This window comes from Thermanaeromonas sp. DSM 22490, assembly GCF_056378755.1.
Genome location: NZ_JBJHHE010000004.1, coordinates 170,641 through 189,183, shown reverse-complemented (window position 1 = coordinate 189,183; position 18,543 = coordinate 170,641). Strand labels below are relative to the sequence as shown.

The 18,543-nt window shown below is 46.3% G+C and carries 20 protein-coding genes; 1 reads left to right on the top strand and 19 read right to left on the bottom strand.

Features of this window, described 5'->3' with window-relative positions:
* Window positions 1–147: 147 nt before the first annotated feature.
* The 19 genes from ptsP to AC1BI1_RS04830 all read right to left on the bottom strand — a co-directional run bounded on the left by ptsP (window position 148) and on the right by AC1BI1_RS04830 (window position 18,314).
* Complete coding sequence (ptsP, locus tag AC1BI1_RS04920; RefSeq protein WP_476716160.1) at window positions 148–1,836, bottom strand: phosphoenolpyruvate--protein phosphotransferase; 1,689 nt, start codon at window positions 1,834–1,836, stop codon at window positions 148–150.
* Window positions 1,829–2,107 (bottom strand): HPr family phosphocarrier protein, encoded by a 279-nt coding sequence (locus tag AC1BI1_RS04915; protein WP_476716159.1) that lies wholly within the window; start codon window positions 2,105–2,107, stop codon window positions 1,829–1,831. The genes ptsP and AC1BI1_RS04915 overlap by 8 nt, the downstream gene beginning before the upstream one ends.
* Before the next feature lie 175 nt (window positions 2,108–2,282).
* Entirely contained in the window at window positions 2,283–3,008 is a 726-nt protein-coding gene (nagB, locus tag AC1BI1_RS04910) for a glucosamine-6-phosphate deaminase (protein ID WP_476716158.1), read from the bottom strand.
* A gap of 2 nt (window positions 3,009–3,010) precedes the next feature.
* Entirely contained in the window at window positions 3,011–3,517 is a 507-nt protein-coding gene (locus AC1BI1_RS04905; protein WP_476716169.1) for an HAD hydrolase family protein, read from the bottom strand.
* Between the two features lie 185 nt (window positions 3,518–3,702).
* Entirely contained in the window at window positions 3,703–5,010 is a 1,308-nt protein-coding gene (locus AC1BI1_RS04900) for a 6-phospho-beta-glucosidase (RefSeq protein ID WP_476716157.1), read from the bottom strand.
* Window positions 5,007–5,360 (bottom strand): PTS lactose/cellobiose transporter subunit IIA, encoded by a 354-nt coding sequence (locus tag AC1BI1_RS04895; RefSeq protein ID WP_476716168.1) that lies wholly within the window; start codon window positions 5,358–5,360, stop codon window positions 5,007–5,009. Before AC1BI1_RS04895 ends, AC1BI1_RS04900 begins: the two co-directional genes overlap by 4 nt.
* A gap of 47 nt (window positions 5,361–5,407) precedes the next feature.
* On the bottom strand, window positions 5,408–6,691 hold the full coding sequence (locus AC1BI1_RS04890; protein ID WP_476716156.1) for a PTS sugar transporter subunit IIC: 1,284 nt from the start codon (window positions 6,689–6,691) through the stop codon (window positions 5,408–5,410).
* A 1-nt stretch (window position 6,692) separates the two neighbouring features.
* Window positions 6,693–7,007 carry a PTS sugar transporter subunit IIB gene (locus AC1BI1_RS04885; protein WP_476716155.1) on the bottom strand — a complete coding sequence of 105 codons (315 nt, stop codon included), beginning with the start codon at window positions 7,005–7,007 and terminating at the stop codon, window positions 6,693–6,695.
* A 138-nt stretch (window positions 7,008–7,145) separates the two neighbouring features.
* The gene (locus AC1BI1_RS04880; protein WP_476716154.1) at window positions 7,146–7,412 is read right to left on the bottom strand and encodes an HPr family phosphocarrier protein; all 267 of its coding nucleotides are present in this window, start codon (window positions 7,410–7,412) and stop codon (window positions 7,146–7,148) included.
* 163 nt (window positions 7,413–7,575) lie between these two features.
* Window positions 7,576–9,609 carry a BglG family transcription antiterminator gene (locus AC1BI1_RS04875; protein WP_476716153.1) on the bottom strand — a complete coding sequence of 678 codons (2,034 nt, stop codon included), beginning with the start codon at window positions 9,607–9,609 and terminating at the stop codon, window positions 7,576–7,578.
* Window positions 9,610–9,800: 191 nt separating this feature from the next.
* Entirely contained in the window at window positions 9,801–10,448 is a 648-nt protein-coding gene (locus AC1BI1_RS04870; protein WP_476716152.1) for a DUF1638 domain-containing protein, read from the bottom strand.
* 386 nt (window positions 10,449–10,834) lie between these two features.
* The gene (locus AC1BI1_RS04865) at window positions 10,835–11,974 is read right to left on the bottom strand and encodes an MFS transporter (RefSeq protein WP_476716151.1); all 1,140 of its coding nucleotides are present in this window, start codon (window positions 11,972–11,974) and stop codon (window positions 10,835–10,837) included.
* 194 nt (window positions 11,975–12,168) lie between these two features.
* A complete protein-coding gene (locus AC1BI1_RS04860) occupies window positions 12,169–12,792 on the bottom strand; it encodes a cobalamin B12-binding domain-containing protein (protein ID WP_476716150.1) in 624 nt (207 codons plus the stop codon).
* Window positions 12,793–12,865: 73 nt separating this feature from the next.
* Entirely contained in the window at window positions 12,866–13,039 is a 174-nt protein-coding gene (locus tag AC1BI1_RS04855; protein WP_476716149.1) for a hypothetical protein, read from the bottom strand.
* A 32-nt stretch (window positions 13,040–13,071) separates the two neighbouring features.
* The gene (locus AC1BI1_RS04850) at window positions 13,072–14,244 is read right to left on the bottom strand and encodes a uroporphyrinogen decarboxylase family protein (protein WP_476716148.1); all 1,173 of its coding nucleotides are present in this window, start codon (window positions 14,242–14,244) and stop codon (window positions 13,072–13,074) included.
* A 128-nt stretch (window positions 14,245–14,372) separates the two neighbouring features.
* The gene (locus AC1BI1_RS04845) at window positions 14,373–15,170 is read right to left on the bottom strand and encodes a dihydropteroate synthase (RefSeq protein ID WP_476716147.1); all 798 of its coding nucleotides are present in this window, start codon (window positions 15,168–15,170) and stop codon (window positions 14,373–14,375) included.
* 231 nt (window positions 15,171–15,401) lie between these two features.
* Window positions 15,402–16,715 carry a uroporphyrinogen decarboxylase family protein gene (locus tag AC1BI1_RS04840; protein ID WP_476716146.1) on the bottom strand — a complete coding sequence of 438 codons (1,314 nt, stop codon included), beginning with the start codon at window positions 16,713–16,715 and terminating at the stop codon, window positions 15,402–15,404.
* A 150-nt stretch (window positions 16,716–16,865) separates the two neighbouring features.
* Window positions 16,866–17,525, bottom strand: coding sequence for a cobalamin B12-binding domain-containing protein (locus AC1BI1_RS04835; RefSeq protein WP_476716145.1), 660 nt, complete (start codon window positions 17,523–17,525; stop codon window positions 16,866–16,868).
* 57 nt (window positions 17,526–17,582) lie between these two features.
* Window positions 17,583–18,314, bottom strand: coding sequence for a GntR family transcriptional regulator (locus tag AC1BI1_RS04830; protein WP_476716144.1), 732 nt, complete (start codon window positions 18,312–18,314; stop codon window positions 17,583–17,585).
* Here AC1BI1_RS04830 and AC1BI1_RS04825 point away from each other — a divergent pair.
* Window positions 18,307–18,498, top strand: a complete 192-nt coding sequence (locus AC1BI1_RS04825) for a hypothetical protein (RefSeq protein WP_476716143.1) — start codon at window positions 18,307–18,309, stop codon at window positions 18,496–18,498. The genes AC1BI1_RS04830 and AC1BI1_RS04825 overlap by 8 nt on opposite strands.
* The last annotated feature ends 45 nt before the right edge of the window (window positions 18,499–18,543 follow it).

Below are 18,543 nucleotides of genomic sequence, written 5' to 3'. Positions count from 1 at the left end.
GGTATTAACCTTCCCTGCACATTGTTCAATTCGCAAATATGGTTCAAACGAGCCTCGATTTAATTTGAGAAGTTACACTCCGCTTCCTCTCCGCTTTTTGAACTATTGAATCATAAAATAGGGTTTAATTTGAGAAGTGCCCAACTTCTACTCTCCTGATGACAAGAGGTCCCGCACTTCCTGCCCGCTAGAAGCCTTGAGGGCCTTCAGAGCAAGTTTCCGGGCCTTCTCAAAAGAAAGCTCCAAAATAACTTGCTTTACCTGGGGAATGAAAATGGAGCTCATACTTAGCTCATTCAGGCCCAGTCCCACCAGAAGAGGCGCCGCCGCCACTTCTCCCCCCAGTTCACCGCACAATCCCACCCATTTGTTATACTTATGAGCCATTCTAACTGTGCTATATATCAGCCGCAAGACAGCAGGGTGGTAAGGGTCATACAGACCTGTTACCTCCTCGTTGCCCCGGTCTACCGCTAAAGTGTACTGGGTAAGATCATTGGTGCCGATGCTGAAAAAGTCTACCTCGCGGGCTAGTATATCTGTTGCTAAGGCGGCAGCAGGGGTCTCAATCATTACCCCTATGTCTACCGGTCCCCAGCTACCTACTTCCTCCTTGGCCTCTTCTAATATTTTCCGAGCTTCTCTTATCTCTTCTATACTCGCCACCATTGGATACATTATCTTCAGATTACCGTAAAAGGAGGCGCGAAGCAAAGCCTTAAGTTGGGTCTTGAAGAGCTCCCGGTATTTCAGAGCTAATCTTATGCCCCTTAAGCCCAAAAAGGGATTTTCTTCCCGGGTTAAGTGCAAATAAGGCAGAGGTTTGTCTCCTCCTATGTCGAGGGTACGAACAATAACAGGTTTCCCTTCCATTAGGGCCAACACTTTACGGTAAATCTCAAATTGTTCTTCCTCACCAGGCGGCTCCTCACGGTTTATAAATAAGAACTCAGTCCGGAAAAGCCCTATCCCTTCAGCTCCCTGCTTTAGGGCAATTTCCACCTCTTGAGGATCCCTGATGTTGGCAGCTAGCTCCACCCGTCGCCTATCTCTAGTGATTGCCGCACCACCTGCGGCTAAAAGTATTGGTGCCTTTTCAAACCGCTTTTTCTTTTCTTCGAATTCGCGGATTAATTCCTCGCCTGGATTAAGGTACACAACACCTTCTGTTCCGTCAACGATGACCATCTCCTCATCTTTTGCCCTCTCCATAAGTCCTGAAATCCCCGATACACAGGGAATCCCCAAGGCCCGGGCTACAATGGCTGCATGGCTGGTGGGTCCTCCCTTTTCGGTTATAATCCCCCTCACTATTTCTGCAGAAAAGGAGGCTGTCTGGGAAGGGGTGAGTTCCGTCGCAGCAATAATAGCTCCGGGAGGTATCTTTTTTATCCCTTTGTTTTCTCCTTCCAAGAAAGCTATTAACCTTCCCCCTATATCCCGGATATCTACCGCCCGGGATCTGAAATATTCATCCTCTAAAGCTTCGAAAGTCCTGACCACTTCATCTATTGCTTCCACCACTGCCCAGGAAGCATTTTTCTTTTCTTCTTTAATTTTACTTGTTATTTTCTCCGTTAGGATAGGATCATCCAGGATAAAGAGATGAGCCTCAAAAATTTGGGCTTCTTTGGGGCCGACCTCCTCCCGGGCGCGCAGGGCCAGGCGTTGAATCTCTTGTTTGGCCTTTATAAGAGCTTCCTCTAACCTGGCTAACTCAGCAATTATTTCTTCCTCTCCCAATGTAGTTTTTCTTATAATAGTAGCCGGGGCTCCGCTTAACCGACAGATCTTGCCTATACCTATCCCTGGCGAAATGGGTAACCCTTTAAGCATCCTCGACACCTTCCCCGAATTTATTGTTGATAAGGCTTAGCAAGCTCTCAACCGCTTCCTTTTCATCCTCTCCTTCAGCCACAATTACTATCGAACTCCCCTTGCTCACCCCCAGGCTCATAATCCCTAAAATGCTCTTGGCATCCGCTTGCTTATCGCCCTTGTGGACAGTAATTTTACTCTTAAATTTTTGCGCCTCTTGGACAAAAAGAACAGCCGGTCGCGCGTGCAGGCCGGCCTCGTTTAGCAGAACGGCTTCTTTAGCTACCATTTTAAATTATTCGCCTCCCGGTTAATATACCCAGCTTAAACTGCTCTCTAACTCCCTAATGTTTAAAGCTCACTTTTTATTTTACACCCCTAAAGAAAAAGGGTAGCTGGCCGGGCACGGAGGCCCACCTCGTTACTTACTATAACTTGCCTTTCTACCAAACTTGCCCTTCCCCCTACAAAAACTTAGCCGCCTCTTTATCTACAATGACCACTAGCTGTGGATGGAGCTGGAGTACAGAGGCAGGTACGCTCTTGTCTACCGGACCCTTTAAGGCCCTAGCTATTATGCCAGCTTTGCTCTCCCCGCTGGCTAAAAGGACTATCCGGTTAGCCCTCATGATGGTCTTTATGCCCATGGTAAGAGCAAACCCGGGTACCCCTCCCCCTCCATGTTCTTCCTGGTCCTTTATGGTCTCTGTAGTAAGCTTGGCCAGATGGGTTAGGCTCCCCCATTCGGTCCCCGGCTCGTTAAATCCTATGTGGCCGTTATTGCCTATCCCTAAAACTTGCAGGTCTATTCCCCCTGCTTCCCTTATGGCTTCTTCATATCTTTGGCATTCTTTCTCTATGTCTCGAGCCTCCCCATTGGGAAGATATATGTTTTCCTCCGGTATGTTTAGGTGTTTAAAAAAGTTTTCCCACATGTAGTAGTGAAAGCTCCGCCTGTCATCGGGAGAGAGACCATAGTATTCGTCTAGGTTGAAGGTTTTTACCCGAGAAAAGTCAAGCCCTTCTTTTTGATGTAGCCTTATTAGTTCGCGGTATAGCCCTAAGGGGGTTTTGCCAGTGGCTAGTCCTAGTACGGTAGTAGGTTTTTTCTTTATTTGTTCTGCTACTATTAAAGCTGCTCTTTGGCTTAGGTCTTGGTAGTCTTCTGCTATTATTAGCTCAGGATGCACTACTAGGTCCTTCCCTCCTTAGAAAATTCCGGAGGCCCAGGTTCCACCGTAGTATATTCCTTCCAAAGAAGTACCCTTACAGGCGCTGCTTCAGCTCCCCATACTGGTAAGGGCAAAGCTATCAGGCTGTATTCTCCAGGTTCTACTTCCTTAAGCCTTAATCCTTCCAAGATAACAATGCCTTGTTCCAGCAGCACTCTGTGGCTGGGATGGCCAGGTTGAGCGCGTTCAATACTTAAAGCATCCCATCCTATTCCTCGCATCCTTTTCTCTGCCAGGTATCGAGCGGCAGACTCGGCTAAGTATACAAAACAGGGGTCAAAAACGTCCTGCCAGGAATTGCGAGTTTTAAAAAGGAGAAATTCTCCCAATTTGATATCTAAACCCTGTTGCACCACTTCCGGAGCGTTACCCATGGCGATACCAAGACCAGCCCACTCCAACATCTCCAGCTCGTTCACGCTGTCTCCTATAGCTATTACACCCGTTTTCTTGACCTTAGGATAAATAGCTTTTCCAGGATCAACAAGTTAGGATTGCCTTTTCACTCAAAGCAAGGTATTTCAAGATCCGAACATCAATAGTACACTAGTGGCTGCTGTCAGGCGTGCGGTTTGGAAACTTATACCACACGCCTGACATTTTCAGAGACTTAATGGCCCCTGTTTTTTTATTCCTATTGGATACACTTTAGTTACCTAAAAAACTGTGGCAGAAACTCCCTGTGTTCTCTGAGAATGTCATCAAGTATTGCCTTAGCAATACTAACTGAGGGAACTAATGGATGTATGACCAAAGCTTGCAGCGCAGTATTATAATCACCTCTAATTGCCGCCTCAATCGTCAGTTGTTCATAGCACTTCACCACTTGCATTAAGCCCCGAATTTTTGTTGGAACCTCACCTATATGGATTGGATGGGCTCCATTTTTATCGATAATACAATTAACTTCTACAGACGCATCAACCGGTAGCCCTTTGATAGTGCCATTATTAAGCACATTAACAGGTTGAATATCTTTCTTGTTGTTATAAATCGAATTCATTAGGTTGATTGCTGCTTCGGAATAATGAGCTCCACCCCTCAATGAAAGCTGAGGTGGTTTAACGGATAGATTTGGATCCTTATAAATCTCAAAAAGTTCCCTTTCAATCCTTTTAGTAACTTCACCCCTGGTACCTTCTTGCTGAGCAGCTCGCTTTTCTTCCTCTAACATTACGTCTGTAAGGTAGTAGTATCTATGATACGGACAGGGCATCATTCCAAGGGAATCGAGAAGTTCAGCACCCCACGGGATATTCCTGATATTTTTCATGGTTAAAGTAGAATTGTCTTTTAATAGTTCGATAACCCTATGAGTGACATCCTCACCGCGTAAGTAAATACGATGTCCCCACACCAGGTGATTAAGTCCAACGAAATCAATATAGATTGATGAGACATCCTCATCGAATAAACGTGCCACAGTATATATCATTCCTATGGGTACATTGCAGAGGCCAATAGCTCTAACCTTGGTGTACTTTAGAATCGCTTCTGTTATAATCCCGCTAGGGTTCGTAAAATTAATTAGCCAAGCATTTGGAGCTAGTTGTTCAATATCACGTGCAATATCAAGAATCACGGGGATGGTCCTTAATGCCTTGGCAAATCCTCCGGGACCAGTAGTCTCCTGGCCAATTACATTATACTTTAAGGGAATCCTTTCATCACGGATACGTGCATCCAAAAGCCCGACTCTAAACTGGGTGATAACAAAGTCAGCACCTTCCAGGGCCCCTCGACGGTCCAGAGTCAAGAAAATTTTAATATCCAGCCCTGCCTTCTCCACCATCCTTTTAGCTAACTGACCTACGATCTCTAACTTCTCCTTGCCTGCTTCAATGTCTACAAGATGTATCTCCCTTACAGGGAATTCCTCACTATTTTTTATGAAACCTTCGATCAGCTCAGGTGTATAACTGGAGCCGCCTCCTATAACTGCAATCTTGAGTCCACTCACTCTTCTTTTCCCTCCATATTTCTAAATTTAGATTTTGCTTGCTGTATATCCTTTTGAAGAGTAGCCATTTCCTTATATAAATCGAGAATATGCTCAATCAGGGTCTTTTCAGCCATAGCTGTCATAAGATGGTCTTGTGCATGTACCAAAAGCAGATTCACTTGTTGCTCTTCGCCTCTAGCTTCCCTTTGCAAAAGCTCTGTCTGGATAGAGTGAGCTTTCTTAAGCTCTTCGCTGGCAGCTTTAAGACACTCACTTGCAGCTCCAAAATCTCCTTGACGAGCTACTTCTAGAGCTCGATATGCTTCTGTTCTGGCATTGCCCGCATGCAGAATTAGGTGGAAGGCTATCTGTTCAAAATTAAGCAGTGTCTGTCACCTACCTTAGAAATATAGGATTATTCTTCTCTTCTCTCTTTTTCTTTTTCATACATTTGTTTGTCGTATATTTTTACAAAAGGATAGTAAATAATAGTGGAGATTATGGCTAAGACAATTACCAAAAGTGGTGCGCGCCAGTCACCTCTTGTAGCTATGAAAGCACCTATAGGCGCGGGGGTCGTCCACGGTGGGAGGACAGTTATTTTAGAAACCAAGCCACTGGAAACAGCAAGATAAGCAAGAACACCATTGACAACTTGTGCGAAAACAAAAGGTATAAATAGAATGGGATTCATAACCATAGGAGTACCAAAAATGATAGGTTCATTAATGTTAAATATACCTGGCAAAATGGCAAGTTTACCGACCTGTTTAAGGTGAGCCGACCGTGCCATGAGATAAAGAAATATAAGGCCCAGTGTCGCTCCAGACCCTCCGATAACTATATAAAATGCCCAGAAAGGCTTGACAAATATATAAGGAAGAGGAAGACCAGCCTGTAAAGCAGCTACATTAGCCTCTAACCGAGTAAGATAAAACGGCTCCATAATAGCGCTCACGATAGAAGCACCATGTATGCCTACCGACCATAACAACTGAGCTACAAGCGCAGCAATCACAACCGCAAAAACAGTATCACTGGTAGATACCAGCGGCGCAAAAAGGTTCATAATAGCTGCTGGAATACTTAGTCCAGTAACAGTTTTTACAATTAAGCTAATTGGATATAAAAGGCCAATAATTATAGCAACTGGGATAAGTGATTCAAAAGCCGCTACAATGGCCGGTGGAACTCCTTCGGGCATCTTTATGGTAATACCTTTTTGCTTCAGGAAGCGGAAAATTTCTACGGAAATGATAGCCACTACTATAGCTGTAAAAAGGCCTTTACCACCAAGAAAATCTACTGGAATAAAGGAAAGTGTCTTTTGTGTAGCAAGTTTGGCAGTATCCATCGGTGCAGCTGTTAATAAAAATGCCATAACGGACAGCAACCCACCAGACATTGGGTTTAATTGGTACGCCCGAGACAAACTATAACCAATGGTAAACGCAGCATAAAGAGCCATGAGCCCCATTGTCATTTTTTGTGGAAGAAGGATATAGTCTACGTAAGGCTTAACGGCTTCAGCCCATGAAGTAATAGGTGGATAAGCTATTATTAAAAAGAAGCTGCCGACAATCACAAGTGGTATAACACTAACGACACCATCCCTAATAGCTACCATATGCCTCTGATTACCAATCTTAGTCATAGCAGGCATTAAATTATTCTCTATCCACTTAAAAATTGCGTTCATCTCAGTTTGCCCTCCCTAAAGATTTTATTACCTGATTTAAAGCCTTTTCCCCATCTACAAGGCCATAAGTAATGGGATCAATAACATCTACATGTATACCATGGGACTTCACCACCTCTTCGATTGTGGATTTTTTATGCCTAACTTGCGGACCCAGAAGGATAAGGTCATATTCCCTGTAAACATTCTCAACTTCCTCAATAGGTACAGCTTTAATTTCAACATTTACGCCCTTTTCGGTAGCAGCCTTTTTCATCTTTTCTACCAGCAAACTTGTAGACATACCCGCAGCACAAACAAGCAATACTTTTTTCACTTTATTTCCCCTCCTTGCCTTTGCCTAACTAAAGTATTTTCTTTAGGTTTTAAAATAGCCTTTTCATTCTGCAGGCGGTCTTACCCCCTTCATTACTTCCCATATGGTTTTGGTCCTCCTCACATTGCCCAAACCTCTCTAACGTTTCCTGAAATCTTCTTTTACCAAGCGCGCTAGTGCATCCACAGCCTCCTGGGCATCCTCACCATCCGCTAGGAGAGTAATAGTAGTACCTGGCATAACACCTAAGCCTATAACGCTTAGTATACTTTTAGCGTCCGCAGTCCTGTCACCATTTTTTATTATTATTGTGCTTTTAAAATTCTGGGCAGTCTGTACCAGAAGAGCAGCCGGTCTGGCATGAAGACCCACCTTATTAGTTACGGTAACTTCTTGTTTGATCAAGGCAACTCCTCCTCCAAAAACCTCCAATCCCTAAGTGATAGCTTTAAAAGGGAAGTCTTGTTCACTCTTTTATTGATTAAGTTTATTATCAACGTAGTGATCACTGGCCCAAGATGGACCTATCTTACAGCATGAGTAGACCGAATTTTGACTGCTTGTTTACTTACCTATCGTTCCTGTGACCGGTAAATAACTCAATAACTTTTTGTTTTGAACGAAGCTGGCGAAGTATAGATACTTTTTGTTCAGAACTTAGAATATTGCTTAATTCTGACAAAATCTGTAAATGTGAAGACCAATCTACTGCCGCTAGAGCTATTATTATATCCACCGGATCGTTAGTCATATGACCAAATTCTACCGGTTTCTTGAGGCGGACTACGCTCAATCCTATCCGTTTCACTCCTTCTTCCGGCCGCGCGTGCGGCATAGCTATCCCCGGGGCGATTACAATATAGGGCCCAAGTTCTTTAACTGTGCATACCATACTTTTTACGTATCGTTCTTCTACCGCCCCAGTCCGAACGAGTAACCCGCCTGCCACCTGAACGGCTTCTTCCCAATTCTTTACCTCAACATCCAAGGTAATAGCATCTTCCGTTAAAACATTCTTAAGCATGAATGCAGAACTTCGTCTGTCTGGCGTTTCCAACAGCTTTTGGCGCAGATGCAAAACATCTTCTTCGCGCAAAAGAGGATTTACCTGGATCACCGGAAAATTCTCTAGGTCTAAAGGTACAGTAGTAATAACATAATCTACCAGATGCTCTTTAAGAAGTTCAGGCAGTTCCGTCACAGAAGCCAACCCCACAATCTCCAGCTCTGGCAGCCGCTTACGTAAAAGTGTCAACAACAATTGTGCAGTCCCTATTCCGCTCCCACAGACCAGCAGAGCTCTATAACGGTATTCCCGCGTGGTCTGCCTTTCAATGGAAGCAGCCAGGTGCACGGTCAAATAACCGATCTCTTCTTCTGGTATTTCAACCTGACATTTAGTCTGCAGTTCTAAAGCGGCTTGCCGTGCAGCGAAAAAAATTTCTGGGTATTTCTCTTTAATCTCTTTCACGAGAGGATTACGTATCCCTAGACCCCATTTCAGTTTGCGCAATGTTAACTTTAGGTGTAAGGCTAGACCTATAATAAGCTCTTGATCCTCGACCAGATTAAAGCCCAGCACTGCACCTGCATGCCGGACGAATTCTTGAACTACGTCGAGAAGAAAAGGTTCTACCTCACCAAAAGCCTGGGCAGGGGTATCCTGCCGCATCTTAGCACCTATAAAGTGCAGGGTAATATTGCCTATTTCCCCTTCAGGGATTTTAAGACCGCAAGTCATTTCAAGCCTCTCAGCCAACTTGCGCGCTACTCGGAATTCGTCCAGTGTCCTCAATTGTTCAAGCTGCTCAGGAGATATGGAGACGTTTTTGCCCTGCCTTATGCGCTGCAAGGCCACTGCCAGATGCAGCAATAGACCATAAAAGTTACCCTCAGCTACGGTATACTTTAGATCGTTAATTACTTCTTGGATTATAACTTCTAGCTGCTTGATCTCCTCTTCTGAAATCAGGGAACATATTTTTTCTAGAAAGCTTCTCCGTTGCCTGCTTGGACATTTTGGAGACAGCTCCCGCAGATAACTATATAACTGTTCTTCATCGGCCGCCGCAGCTAAAAGATCGGCTACCGCCTGCCTCCATTTCATCTCTTCTCCTAAGACGTGGAAACCTAATTTGGGCTTGCGTACTAATTCAAGCCCGCGGTGTCTCAGCCATTCTTCTACCGTCTCCAAATCTTTAAGAATGGTAGTCCGGCTCACCTGCAACTCAGAAGCCAGTTTATGGGCAGTAACGGGCTTTTCGCTCCTTAAAAGGAAGGCCAAAATAGCCTTCCACCTTTCGTCAGGTGAGAGTATATAATTGCCTAATTCTGGTAAAGACAAAAACCCTCCTTCTCCCCTGATAACTTCTTTCCCCTCTAGCCACACGCCCACCCGCGGCCGGCATTCCAGCTTCATCCCGCGCTCTTTAACCCAGTACTTTAGCCTATCCAGATCATACCTTATGGTCCGCGGGCTAACCTCTAAGCGGTGAGCTAGATAGCTAATGGTCAGGGGCTTTTCAGCTTCCATAAGGATATCCAATAGTTTCTGGGTACGGGCAGTTAAGACCATGGCCAATATGGCAATACAATGTGGCAAAATCTTTTCTATTTATTTTTACTTTCATCCGTTCACACAAATTATATTCGAGGCTTGATTACAGATTCCTTTTAGATTATTAGTACTTTTTGCGTCACACCATTTGTGGCAATAAATATACTTTATCCTTCAATGGGTAAGCCCTACACTTGGCCAAGTGGAATACGCATAATGAGGCAAAAATGGTGGGTTTAAGGGGTAGAAGCAAAAAACGGCAGGACATGGCGACCGGGGGGCACCTGCCAAAACAGGTAATCCCATGGCCCCCGCAACAGTTGCCTCAAGTAATCCTTTTTTCCACTGGTGATCTCAAAGCTTAACCCTAGTTTTTCCGCCACCTCACGTGCCGCTTCCTTTGCCAACTCTTCCCCTTGCCGGCCAGTATTTATAAACACCAGCCGCCGGTAGTGGCGGACTAGCTGGCGCATGAGGCGACTACCCCGCTCTTTCCCGTACCGTACGACGCAGCGCTCGTACTCCCGCACCAGGTTGTCCTCCCCGGCCAGCCAGCCGGCAGACAAAAAGTAAGTATCTCGCTCCCACTGCCGTTGAGATTCCCAGGACCCCAGCAATAGAGGAATACAGTCATCTACCTTAGGGATAATGAGAGGCGCGCTTCTAGCCCGCAGTCCCTCCAGAGCTCCGCCGCATAGGCCATAGCCCAACAGTATAAGCTCACCGTCGGAGGCGCCATCAATGGCCTCCTGTAAAGCCTGCCGCAATCGCTCCGGCGAGCGGTGCAATCCCTGGTCCAAGAAGTGTAGCTCATACCCCTGCGGAGCTAGAGTCGAAAGTTCTTCCTCCATAACCTTACAGGCAATAACTGTATATTGTCTCATCGCCTATCCCCTTAGAAAAGATCTTGAATATGAAAACCTCCCTCAAGTACGTAGATTGGCCAAGCTACTCCCCTACCACAGCTGCGGTTCACAGGGAACTTAAAGAAAAGGCGGGTACTACGTCTTCTCGTAGACCCGCTAAAAATCGCCCATGGCGTAAGCCATGTTTACCTTGCAATTCTAATTATACCACATCCCTGACAAATTCACAGACTATTTTCCTATTGGCGCCTTAGGCGAGCTAAAGCGCTGGGCGCGGCGCAGGCGGGGTAAACCCAGGGAAATGGGGAATGGCCCTGTAAAAGATGAAATCTGCGCCAGGATTTTCAACGGTGGTCTGTTCTAGGCTAAGGATACAGCAGGCCACCAATAAAACCTTAGCTCGTTCAAGCCTTTGCGCCCACTTCAGGAAGGAACAAAGTAACAACGCCTCCCACTAACCCACACAGGCTGCTTAGAGCAAATAATATGCTATAGTTCTGGCCCGCCAATGGTGCGATAATAAAAGATGGTATAAAAACAGCACCTATAAGTTGAAGGGTAGCAATTATTCCACCGGCGCTACCAGCATACACGGGCCCTATTTCGGAAAGCCGCATGGGGAAAGACATCAATAACGGCAGAGTCGCTCCCGCCAAAATACCGTTGGCGGCGAGCAGGAGCACCATGCTTCCTATTTGAGGTAAAATCCAGGACGTGTACAGAGCAATAGGTGCCAATAATGCCGCAGGTATTAACAAGGGCTTAATTTTGCCTATACGGTCGGAAATAGTGGGACCTACAATGCTGCCTATAATGGTTCCCAGCGTAACAAAGGAACTTATAAACCCAGCTGTTATCGGGCTCACCCCCCGCACTTCATGAAGCGCATTGGGGAGAAAGCCGGTAAAGGTCATAGTGGCGCCCATCAAAAACATCATTGCCAAGCCGACCATCCAAACGTTTTTACTCTTGGCAGCTACACCAATATAGCGGGTTACGGGCAGGACCGACACATCAGGGGCACCCTCAGGCTTATTTTTTACTAACACCATCCACAAGATCCATACCGCTAGCATGATGAGGCCTGCAGTGATGAAGGCGAGTTTGGTTGTGGGAAATAGCGCTGATGTAGCTAAGGCGATACTCATACCTACGCCAGCAGCAGTTAAATAAATCCCCATCGCGGTACCCATCTGCTCCCTAGGAAACCATGCTCCCAAGAGCTTGGCTGCATTGGCATTTAAAAAGGCCGAACTAATCCCAGACAAAAACATTAGGATAAAAAATTCTCCAAAGCTGTTAGCAACATAGCGAAAGTAGGCACCCACTACAGAAAAAGCCAATCCTACCGAGACCACTTTTTTCACTCCGAACCTGTCTGCTAGCACTCCTGCTACGAGGCTCAAGAATACAGCTGATAACATAGGCGCTGTTAAGAGCATAGCGAACTGCCCGGAGGTCAGCTTAAACTCCGGGATAATCTTATAGGCTAGCGCTGCAACCTGAAATTGTACGCCTACTCCGATAAATATTGCAAGCCACATAAGGATTAAAATTACCCATCTGTATGGTGACAATGATATGGTGGTATTACTATTATTCATATTTGTATTCACTCTTGCTCCTTGGGAAGTTAATAATTAACATCATTAACCCTTGATAAGCACCATTCATTCAAAAGGGTGGGAGGGGCGCTGTTTCAAACCCCATCCCCTTTTAATAAACCCATCTCCGGTAATTATACTCCAAAGACTTCGGTAGCCACTTTAAGGCCATCGCTGGCTGTAGTGGCAAAATAGTCAGCACCAGAATAATTCTTGACCGCTTCATTTACATAGTTGCCACCTATCACCACCTTGGGATTCAGCCCCGCAGCCCGAATGGCTTCAATGGTTTCCTTTAGCGCCCCCTGGCAACTGGTCAAAAGCACGCTCATACCCACCAGAGGCGCATTGGTCTGCTTAATAGCCTCAACAAATTTTTCTTTCGGCACATCCACCCCCAGGTCAACAACGTTATACCCCGCACCTTTTAGAAGCATTATTACAATATTTTTTCCCAGGTCGTGAATATCTCCTTTAACCGTACCGATAACGATTGTTCCTTTATGTTCACTGCTCTCGCCGCTTAAATGAGGCTCCAAGATATCCATAGCGCCTTTCATAATCTCGCCAGCCATAACCAATTCGCTCAAGAAGTAGTCGCCCCGCTCAAACCGGTTACCTATTTCCACCATTCCTTCCTGCAAGGCTTTGACAATCTCCAAAGGAGCAAGTCCGCTCTCCAGTAACTCTTTAACTAACGTGATTACCCGTTCCTCTTCTAATTCAACCATGGCTTTAGATAGAAGTTCTTTTGACATAAGTACCTCCGTCCCCTCTAGAAGATTTCACTGTGCTTTATCAACTAGATAAACTCGCCTTTATCAAACTTATTTACCGTTGCACCCAAAACCAAATGAAGGCATAGGCAAAAGCGTCAAGCTTTTCCCATTCTTTTTCAACAATTTCCTCATTACCAGCCAGTTGCCCAAGTTCTTCCTTCTTAATGGCCCAGGACACACATGTGCCCGGTTCCGGCACAAAGGCTTTCACCTTATTATCGGCCATTGACTCCCCCTCCTCGTTTGTTTAAGTAATCTTTAATAAACACCGTACTCTCGTGCCGCTTCAATCATGGCTAGAATATTTTCCTGTTTAGCATCGCCCATAACCACTCCACCTGCAGCAAGGACAAATCCTCCGTCACAGGCCAGTTCATCAATGGCCCGCTTGACACAATCCTTGACTTGTTCCGGTGTGCCGTAAGTTAGAAGTGTGGTGGGAACGCCGCCATAAAGACAGAACCTACCGCCAAGAATCTCTTTGGCTTTCTTGGCATCAGTTAGATCAATACAAAAAACAATACTCTTATCCGGCAATTCAGCTATCTTTTCAAGATAAGGTGTCCAATCTCCTTCGGCAAAGAAGAACGTCCTCTTCCCTAAAGCCCAAAGGCCTTCGATAACCGCCTTCCAGGAAGGCCAGTAATATTTTTCCCAATGTTCAAGGCTTAAGAAGGGGTAAGCTCCTTTATGAAGTGGCGCAAAACAAGGTAAAGAAGTATCCCCCGCAGCAGTAATCATAGCATAAGCAATATTATGAGGTACAATCGCCTCGCACGCAGCCAGAACTTTGTCAGGTCGACGACGGAGATCTAGCAAAATCCCTTTCGTCCCTCGCAGGGCATCGCCCAAGGTATCAAAGGGTGCCTTGGTCATTCCCGTCACAGTTGGCACTATCCCGTATTCCTTCGCCCATTGGTCGCCCGCTTTAGCTAGCTTGTCGTTGTGCATGGCAAAAGCAGCAGCGCTTTTAATTAAGGCCACAGTGGCGCGGTATGACCCCGGTTCGGCCAACTCCTCACATATACGAGGTAAGTACTTAGTAGCGAGCCATTGGGTAGGATTATTGATAAACTCATCGTAGTCTTCAGGCTTCATATACTCCTCTTCTACATATTGGAAGCCAGAGTTTTCTTCAAAGTAAATTCCTGGGAACTTATACAACTTGGAACCTATACCATCAAACATGGGGGGCCACCATAAATTGAGGGAGCCAAACATAACATCAAAGTCAAGGTCTCGTATCGCCTCGGCAATAATTTCGTTGGACTTGTCAACATTGTAGTATACTTCCTGAAGAGTGGTATTGGTGTACTTGACCACCCACTCGCCAAGCGGAAAAACTACAGGTACTTTGTCCGGCTTGCCACACTCCAGCGCTACCGTGTAGCGCTTAAACCTTTCTTGAAAAAGCTTTTCTTTATCGCTCATTTTTTAATTCCCTCCCTCGTGCTCGTAATCAATTCCAATTCCACGTAGGCACGCGTTACATCATGTTATTTGTCGCCCCTTCTTACCCACTCGTATTGCTTCACCCCCTCTTTATAACTCACAACTCTTTAATCCTCTAACGCCCCTTTCCTATACGCCTTTAAGAAGTTTTTGCCAAAGGGGTCATTACCCAACAATAAATCTACAGTGGTAACCGCTGCCATGATTTTAGAATCCAGGGGATCCAGTATAGCCGCATCCATGCCCTGTGCCATGCAAATCGCTAGGAAATAACGGTTAATGAGCTTTCTTTTAGGCATGTTAAAAGAGATATTGCTTAAGCCTGACACTGTTTTTACTTTAAACAGGCGCTTAATCTCACTCAGGCATTGAAAAAACGTTGCCGCATTAGTGTGGCTCACAGCCAAAGGAAGTACCAGAGGATCGATAAAGAGATTATTCAAATCATAATTATGTTTGGATAAGATCTCTACCATGCGCTCAGTAATTCTGATCCTGTCTTCCACAGTTTTGGGAATACCATTTTCGTCCACGGTCAATCCAATTACCGGGCATTGGTATTCTAGAACAAGTGGCAACACCTCTTCGAGACGATTTTTCTCCAAAGAAATGGAATTAATTATAACTTTACTTTTCTCACCTTTAACAGTTTCCAGAGCTTTTTTAATGGCCACCCCTGAGGTGCTGTCAATACATAAAGGTGCCTCAGTTACTTCTTGAACAGTGCGTACAAGCCACTCCATATCCTCCACTTCGTTGCAGTGCGCAGTATTGACATCCAGATAGTCGACCCCCGCCGCTACTTGCCTAAGTGCCAGATCTTGGACAGCCGCCGCATCTTTGTCGTTAATTATTTGACGTACACTGGGAATTGCGCTATTAAGTTTCTCGCCGATTATTAACACTTCCTACAACCCTCCAAAAACATTCGTGTTATGCCTTCCTGAATATTTGTCTATACATATATTCTACTTTTGTTGCAAAATTCGTTCTTTTAAAATAGCTATTAGCCCTTATTTAAAAAAGTTTTTTACTGCTTTTTGTTTGGCGTCCGGCAAAAGGTCGACCAAAGCCGTAAAAATTAAATGGACCACAGAGGCCATCCTTTTCTAATATACCGCGGAGGATGGCAGGCCCTAGTAGGTGCCGAACTCTTTGGCTGATTCTATTAGTGCCCGGAGGTTTTCCGGTCTTACATCATCGATTACAGCCCCTGAACTCAAAATAAAGCCGCCATCTTTACCGGCAGTTTTTATAAGCTGCTTACAATAATCCTTTATTTCTTCTGGTGTGCCAAAGGTCAACAAGGCCATGGGCACGTTGCCGGCGATACAGGCTATATCCCCCATGATCTCTTTAGCCTTAGCCATATCGGTGTCGTCAAAAAGCCAGACCGTCTTACCCTTTGGTAAATCACGAATGACTTCTAAGCGGGAATTATAGCCGCCTTCGGCAAATAAGCAGGGTACCAGTCCTTCTTCAATTAAGCCCATAATAACTTTTCTTAAGGTTGGCCAATAGAAAGTCTTAAACTGCTTATCTGACAGGAAACCGTCAGCCCCCTTATGCAGAGGCATGAATACTAGCGGGTGGCCAGCGGCCTTGGCGGAAGATACCCCCATCCTTACGGCCAACGGGGTAACCGCCTCCAGGGCCTCCAGCAGTTTTTCAGGCTGTCTATACATATCCATTATTATCCCACGGGTACCTCTAAGAGTATCGCCGATGATATCGAAAGGCGCCTTGCTCACTCCTCCAAAAAAGGTGGGGAATCCCTGTGCTTGAAGTGCCTGGTCCACAGAGCGAACCATACCGGCCCACCGGATAGCTTCATTGCCTGCTTCGAAGACAGCTTTAAAGGCAGCCTGTACTTCGGGAAAACCGAAGGGAATAAAACTACCGCAAGTCATTACAATTTCCAGGACGTCGGTAAGAGGAGCCAGTTTTTCGAAGGGTTTAAGAGCACCGAAAATGCGGGGAAAATATAATCTTACCCAGAAGTCAGAAGGATCGTGGATCAAAGCGTCGTACTCCTCGGCCTTCATATACTCCGCCTCAAGGCACTGGTACGAGATACCCGGCGGTACACCATGGCCGGGCCACCTATATAACTTGTAGTCAAGAATTTCAAAAAATCTGCCTGGCGGAATAAAAGCCGTTCCTAGATATGCATCAGGCTCAAAATCTAAAACGCATTTTTTCCAGGCAGCCGCAGCTTTGTCATAGTCATACATCGCATCTTGAACGGTTATACCTGCATAATAAACCGGAAAAAGTCCAGTTATAGGACAAACCGGTACCCGGTCAGGTACCTTTCTTAATTGAATAGCGTCTTTTAGACGCATTACTCGCTCCTTATACGACTTTTCCGCTTCCGGGCTCGCAAATTCGATGGCCTGACCCACAAGCCATGAAGAGAACATTTGCTCTTGCCTTTCCTCCGGCGTCATTTAATCCCCTCCCGTACTTATCTTGCCAAGGTTTATAATGAAGTACTATCTCAAACTCCACTGGTCTCTCTAGATCCAATCTTTTGATAATTCTCTCTTAAGCGAACAAAAATTTTAGAATCGTTTCGGTCTCCCTTTCTATTATAACTCTTATCCCGAGCCAACTCTGTTTATAACTCTCACCCCTAACCAGCGCCGGCAGATGGCCACGCCGTCTCCCGCCTCTCGCACCCAGGCATCGGCACCTACGTACTGGCAGACCCGCTCGTTGACCAGGCCTCCAATGATGACCCTTACCGCAGGTTTAGGGGCCACCATGCGGACCAGTTGGACGGTCCGGCGCATGGATTCAAAGGAAGAAGTCAGTAAAGCGGATAACGCCAAAACACGGGCACCGGTTTGTTGGAGGAGGGTCAGAAAGACGTCAGGAGGAACGTCCACCCCTGCATCAAAGACGCGGAAGCCTTCGCACCGGAGGAGGGAGATAGTTATATTCTTGCCAATGTCATGTATGTCGCCCTCCACCGTGCCAAAAAGGATGTCTGCCTTGCCTGGCTGTTCCTGCCAGGCCGGCGATAAGGCCAGGAAAGGTTCCAGAATCCGGAGCACTTCCTGGAATATTTCCGCCGACATAACCAGGTCACTTAAGAAATATTCCCCCCGGGCGTAGCGTTCCCCTACGAGACTGAGCCCCCGACGGCATTCTTCCACAATCTCCAGGGGCGTCCTCTCTTCACCCAGTGCTCTCCTAACCAGTTCTAGGACCTTCTTTTCTTCTAATTCTGCCATAGCCCGGGCTAAAGGTCCCATGAATCAGCACCCTCTTCTAAAACTATAATTTTGGTGTGCTGGCTAGCACCCCGGGATCTAAATCGCTGTGGGAACCGAAGTCAATTGATAACGGTCCCCGCGGTATATGCACCATCCCCAGCCCACGGGTCGGCCATCTCCGGCCAGGAGTATCTGCTCCAGCAAGAAGGCGGGTGAACCCGGCGCCACGCGGAGGGCCCGGGCTTCTTCCTCGTTAAGAACGGTCACTTGCAACACCATTTTGCTGGTTACCGGCAGGGCCTCGGCATGTTTTTCTACCATGTCCGGAAGCGCCTGGTACTGGAGTTCGTTCTCCAGAATGGGCCGTCCGCGGTCATAACGGAGGTATTTGCGATGATAGGCCATAGGCTCTCCGCCAGCTAAAAGAGAGCGACGAATATAGAGCACCTTCGTACCTACCGGGAGCTGTAATTTTCTGGCCGCCTTTTCCGGTGCTGGAACCAACCTGGCTTCCAAAAGCCGCACACTGGAAGCCAAACCCCGGGCGGCCATCTCTTTGTGGAAGTCCTCCATGACAAAAACGGCGCGATCCAGCTCGGGCCGGGAGACAAAAGTGCCTTTCCCTCTTTCCGTCCGAATGAGGCCAGCCTTGGCCAGGTGGCTCAGGCTGCGACGGACGGTCATGCGGCTTAACCCATATTTTTCGCTCAGTTCCGCTTCGGAAGGCAAGGCATCGCCGGGGCGATATTGCCCTGACCTAATCTGGCGTTCCAAGATTTGCGCTAGCTGGTAGTAAGGAGGCACAAAGGAGCTTTTATCTATGGCCATTGAGTTAACCCTCCTCACTCAGGTGGATACGGCCAGCAGTTGCCATATTTATATTTCGAACCAGACCCCACCCTTTTATAAAGTTAGAACTTCGGAAATGGTCAACAGCCGATGGCTCCATGTAGGCTTTGCCGTCTATACAGCTATTCTACTTTTATTTGATATTTCCTGCTGCAGGTTTTAATCTTCTTCTTGTATAAACTGCCCCTTAAAGAAGTAACCTAGACAC

Coding starts and splice junctions, on each gene's coding strand:
- ptsP (WP_476716160.1), bottom strand. CDS start 1,836: ATGCTTAAAGGGTTACCCATTTCGCCAGGGATAGGTATAGGCAAGATC.
- AC1BI1_RS04915 (WP_476716159.1), bottom strand. CDS start 2,107: ATGGTAGCTAAAGAAGCCGTTCTGCTAAACGAGGCCGGCCTGCACGCG.
- AC1BI1_RS04890 (WP_476716156.1), bottom strand. CDS start 6,691: ATGAACGCAATTTTTAAGTGGATAGAGAATAATTTAATGCCTGCTATG.
- AC1BI1_RS04870 (WP_476716152.1), bottom strand. CDS start 10,448: ATGAGACAATATACAGTTATTGCCTGTAAGGTTATGGAGGAAGAACTT.
- AC1BI1_RS04865 (WP_476716151.1), bottom strand. CDS start 11,974: ATGTGGCTTGCAATATTTATCGGAGTAGGCGTACAATTTCAGGTTGCA.
- AC1BI1_RS04860 (WP_476716150.1), bottom strand. CDS start 12,792: ATGTCAAAAGAACTTCTATCTAAAGCCATGGTTGAATTAGAAGAGGAA.
- AC1BI1_RS04855 (WP_476716149.1), bottom strand. CDS start 13,039: ATGGCCGATAATAAGGTGAAAGCCTTTGTGCCGGAACCGGGCACATGT.
- AC1BI1_RS04850 (WP_476716148.1), bottom strand. CDS start 14,244: ATGAGCGATAAAGAAAAGCTTTTTCAAGAAAGGTTTAAGCGCTACACG.
- AC1BI1_RS04840 (WP_476716146.1), bottom strand. CDS start 16,715: ATGACGCCGGAGGAAAGGCAAGAGCAAATGTTCTCTTCATGGCTTGTG.
- AC1BI1_RS04835 (WP_476716145.1), bottom strand. CDS start 17,525: ATGGGACCTTTAGCCCGGGCTATGGCAGAATTAGAAGAAAAGAAGGTC.
- AC1BI1_RS04825 (WP_476716143.1), top strand. CDS start 18,307: ATGGCCATTGAGTTAACCCTCCTCACTCAGGTGGATACGGCCAGCAGT.
- AC1BI1_RS04830 (WP_476716144.1), bottom strand. CDS start 18,314: ATGGCCATAGATAAAAGCTCCTTTGTGCCTCCTTACTACCAGCTAGCG.